Annotated in this window: 3 protein-coding genes; 2 read left to right on the top strand and 1 reads right to left on the bottom strand. The window is 67.0% G+C overall.

Features of this window, described 5'->3' with window-relative positions:
• Positions 1-1,054, top strand: a 1,054-nt coding sequence (locus tag ACFWF3_RS25550) for an epimerase (RefSeq protein ID WP_379315795.1), incomplete at its 5' end; no start/stop codon positions are given.
• A 52-nt stretch (positions 1,055-1,106) separates the two neighbouring features.
• Here ACFWF3_RS25550 and ACFWF3_RS25545 read toward each other — a convergent pair.
• A complete protein-coding gene (locus ACFWF3_RS25545; RefSeq protein ID WP_378993282.1) occupies positions 1,107-3,689 on the bottom strand; it encodes a UvrD-helicase domain-containing protein in 2,583 nt (860 codons plus the stop codon).
• A 377-nt stretch (positions 3,690-4,066) separates the two neighbouring features.
• Between ACFWF3_RS25545 and ACFWF3_RS25540 the strand changes: the two genes are divergently transcribed.
• A complete protein-coding gene (locus tag ACFWF3_RS25540; protein ID WP_056816138.1) occupies positions 4,067-4,360 on the top strand; it encodes a chorismate mutase in 294 nt (97 codons plus the stop codon).
• Positions 4,361-4,501: the final 141 nt, after the last annotated feature.

Below are 4,501 nucleotides of genomic sequence, written 5' to 3'. Positions count from 1 at the left end.
GGAACTGCGGTTCACCGGCCCCGCCGCCGCCGCGGCGCGCACCGTAATCCGTCCGTTCATCGAAACCGATGCGCGCGTGAACTTCTCGCGGCTGGCCCGGCTGGCCGGACTGGCTCCCGTCGACGACGCGCTGAATGTCGTCATCGCCGGTGGCACCGGCGCGCTCGGTCTCCAGATCGCCGCCGATCTGACCTGCCGCGGACAACGTGTCACCCTGCTGACCCGCCGCCGCAACCCGGATCTGCCGTTCCGCCAGACCGAGTGGGACGGCCGCTCGGTCGGCTCCTGGTCCGCCGAACTGCGCGAACCAGGTCGCCTCGCGGTGATCAACCTCGCCGGGAAACTGGTCGACTGCAGGCCGACCGAACGCAATGTCGCCGAATTACGCTCCAGCCGAGTCGATTCCACCACTGCTCTCGTCGCCGCGGCCCGCCTGCGCGACACCCCCGTCGACTACTGGGTCCAGGCGAGCACTACGGCCATCTGGTCCGACGCGGGCGAAACCCGGTGCACCGAAACAACTCCCCTGCCCGTCGGCCTCCCGCAGATGACCGGCGTCGCCCAGCCATGGGAGGAGGCGTTCGACCCCGCTTGCGCCGACCACTGGACGATCCTGCGCACCTCCATCGTCCTCGACCCCGACGCCCCCGCCCTCAAACGCCTGGGCCAGCTCACCAAGGCAGGTCTCGGCGGTCGCGTAGGCCCGGGCGATCAATGGTTCAGCTGGATCCACATCGAGGACTGGCTGGCCATCGTCCGCGCTTCCCTCGGCCTCGACCCCTCCGTCACCCTCCCCGACGGCATCCTCGTGGCCGCCACCGAATTCCCGGTCCGCAACACCGAACTCATGGCCACCCTCCGCCGAATCCTGCACCGCCCCCCATCACCCCCCACGCCGAAGGCCGCGCTCACCGTCGGCGCCGTCTTCCTCCGCACCGACCCAGCACTCGGCCTCACCGGCCGCCATGCCACCTCCGAAGTCCTCCACAAGGCCGGCTTCGACTTCCGCTACCCCACCCTCGACGAGGCCCTGACAGACCTGTTGCCCCACTGACCCGACCCGCGCCCACGCTCCGCATGCCGGGAGCGTGGGCGGGGGTCCACCATCACAACTTCACAATCGTCCGGCTGAACTGCGGAATCAGCCGAATCTTGCCCGCCGACCCGAAGTCGATGGTCACCGTAGCCAACGGCCCCACCCCATCGGCGGCCACAACCCGCCCCAACCCGTACTTGTCATCGGTAACCCGATCCCCCACGGCAAGAACCAGTTCGGTGTTGTTCCGCTTCACCGCCCCGCCCGGCGCGGGCCGGCGCTCGCCGGATCCACCACGCACACCCGGCCGCTGATCCCAGCCGCTCCCACTGGTCCAATCCCGATCGAACCCGCTGTCCTCACCCCGGCGCCGCCCGCGCTGCACCGGCGAGACAACCGGCTCCAATCTGCGCCAATCCAGCAGATGCTGCGGGATCTCCTGCAGGAAACGGGATTCCGGGTTCGATACCGGCTGCCCCCAGCCGGACCGCACCACAGCGCGCGAGAGATAGAGCCGCTGGCGAGCCCGCGTGATCCCCACGTAGGCCAGACGACGTTCCTCGGCCAGCTCGTTCGGGTCCCCCAGCGCCCGCATGTGCGGGAATTGCCCGTCCTCCCAGCCGGTCACGAAGACCACCGGGAATTCCAGCCCCTTGGCTGTGTGCAGCGTCATCATGGTGACCACGCCGGTGCCCTCATCGGGGATCTGATCCGTATCGGCGACCAGCGACACCCGCTCGAGGAACGCAGCCAGCGAGCCCGGCTCGGGTTCGCCGTCGCCCGCCTCCGGCACCAGCCCTTCCTCACGGGCGGCCTCGGCGTTGTTGAATGCCTCGGAACTGAATTCGCGTGCGACGCTGACCAATTCGTTGAGGTTGTCGAGCCGCGCACCGTCCTGCGGATCGTCGGAGGCTTCCAATTCACCGCGATATCCGGTGCGGTCGAGCACCGCCTCGACGACATTGCCCACATCGGGATAGTCGCTGTCGGCCCGTTTTCCGGCCACCCGGATCTCGTCGAGCAGATCGAGGAATCCCGCGATGGCCCGCTGCGCGCGGGTATTCAGCAGGGCGACTTTGCCTTCGGCTGCATCACGCAGCGCCGCGGCGAAACCGATACCGCGCTGTTCGGCATGCACTGCCACGCACGCCTCCGCACGATCGCCGATCCCGCGACGTGGAGTGTTGAGAACGCGGCGCACACTCACCGCGTCTTCGGGATTCTCCAGCACGCGCAGGTAGGCAACCACGTCGCGCACTTCTTTGCGCTCGTAGAACCGCACACCACCGACGACCTTGTACGGCAGGCCCATGCGGATGAAGATCTCTTCCAGCGCACGCGAATTGTTGTTGGTGCGATAGAACACCGCCACGTCGCCGTAGTTGGCCTCGCCCGTATCGACGAGCCGATCGATCTCCTTGGCGACGAAGGACGCTTCGTCGTGCTCGTTGTCGGCGACGTAGCCGGTGATCAGTTCACCTTCGCCGGAATCGGTCCACAGTTTCTTCTCGCGCCTGCCCTCGTTGCGCGCGATCACCGCGTTGGCGGCGGACAGAATGTGCTGGGTGGAGCGGTAGTTCTGTTCCAGCAGAATGGTTTCCGCGTCCGGGAAGTCGCGTTCGAATTCCTCGATGTTGCGGATGGTGGCGCCACGGAACGCGTAGATGGACTGATCGGCGTCGCCGACCACGCACAGCTCGCTCGGCTCGACCGCCTGCTCCTGCGCCGTGCTGTGGTGCCCCACCAGCTCACGCACCAGCACATACTGGGCGTGGTTGGTGTCCTGGTACTCGTCGACCAGCACGTGCCGGAACCGGCGCCGGTAGTACTCGGCGACCTGGGGATGGTTCTGCAGCAGGGCCACCGTCTCGCCGATCAGGTCGTCGAAGTCCATCGCGTTGGCCGTGCGCAGTCGCCGTTGGTACTCGGCGTAGACCCGGGCGACCAGCGCGGGCAGCTCGGTGTCGTCGGCTTCGGCGTCGGCGGCGGCCTTTTCCGGACCGATCAGTTCGTTCTTCAGATTCGAAATGGCGGTCGACAGCAAACGCGCCGAATACTTCTTCGTATCGATCTCGAAATCGCGACTGATCATCGTGAGCAACCGACGAGAATCGTCGGCGTCGTAGATCGAGAAATTCGAATTCAGGCCGGGCAGCAGGGCCGCCTGCATCCGCAGAATGCGCACACAGCTGGAATGGAAGGTCGACACCCACATGCTGGCCGCCCGCGGACCGACCAGCCCGGCGACCCGTTCCCGCATCTCGGCGGCGGCCTTGTTGGTGAAGGTGATGGCCAGGATCTCCCCGGTGCGGACGCCGCGCGCCGCGAGCAGATAGGCGATCCGGCGGGTGAGCACGGCGGTCTTGCCCGAGCCCGCGCCCGCCACGATCAGCAGTGGGGAGCCCGCGTGCATCACCGCGGCACGCTGGGGCGGGTTGAGCCCGTCGAGCAGACGCTCGATCTCCTCGGCGCGCTGTTGTTCCCGCTCCTGACGACGCTGTGACTGGTCGGCGCTGTTCCTCGCCGCCGCCTGAGCCAGCGCGGACACGCCGGTGCCACCCCCGTCCCGAGGCGCTGGCACGGCGCCCTTCGCCGCGGGCGCGGGTTCGCTGGGATCGGTGGCTGAGGCGTGGGGAGCGACCGTGATATCCATCGTGTGTCCACGCTACCGGCGGGCACCGACAAGCCGCGAACTGCCGCTGCCGCGATGACCGGACAGCGACAGCCGGGCAAACTTCCGGTGAACCCGGCCAGGTCGACGCGGGCGACGCTTGGTGAACGTTCTCAGCGAATTCACAAACAGAACTGTTTTGCCTACCTAGCGCCCCGTGGCAGACTGAGCCACATGGTCAGCGCTTCTCCGCATGTCCGGGTCGGCAGCCGATCCGATATCGTGGCGGGGAGTACTGATCGCGCACTCCCGGGGGGATCCAGTACTGCCCATCGGGAAAAGTTTCAGGGTGACGGAACAGATCGGGTAACAGGCCGTTCGGTTTGACCGATCCAAGTTCTGACACGAGGAGATGAATGATGAGCACCCCTGCTACGACCACCGGCTCCGATTCGGCCTTGCCGCAGTCCGAAGCTGAGATCGACAAGCTCCGCCTCGAGATCGATCAGCTCGATGCCACGATCCTCGCCGCGATCAAACGCCGCAGCGAGATCTCCCGGATCATCGGCCGCACCCGGATGGCCTCCGGTGGTACGCGCCTGGTCCACAGCCGTGAGATGAAAGTTCTCGAGCGCTTCAGTGAGCTGGGCCAGGAGGGCCACACCCTCGCCATGCTCCTGCTCCGCCTCGGCCGCGGCCGTCTCGGCCGCTAGCCCCCAGACCACAAACCACGCGACGGACCAGCCAGTTCGCCGCTTCCGAAAAGCCGCCCCGGGTGCGACACCATCCCCGGGGCGGTTATTTTTCTGTCCGGCTCAGGTCAGGGCGATGTATTTGGTGTTCAGGTATTACTC

It is taken from the genome of Nocardia sp. NPDC060220 (assembly GCF_042727815.1).
Taxonomy (GTDB): Bacteria; Actinomycetota; Actinomycetes; order Mycobacteriales; family Mycobacteriaceae; genus Nocardia.
The sequence above is the reverse complement of the archived record's forward strand: the minus strand, read 5'-3'. Positions and strand labels throughout refer to the sequence as shown.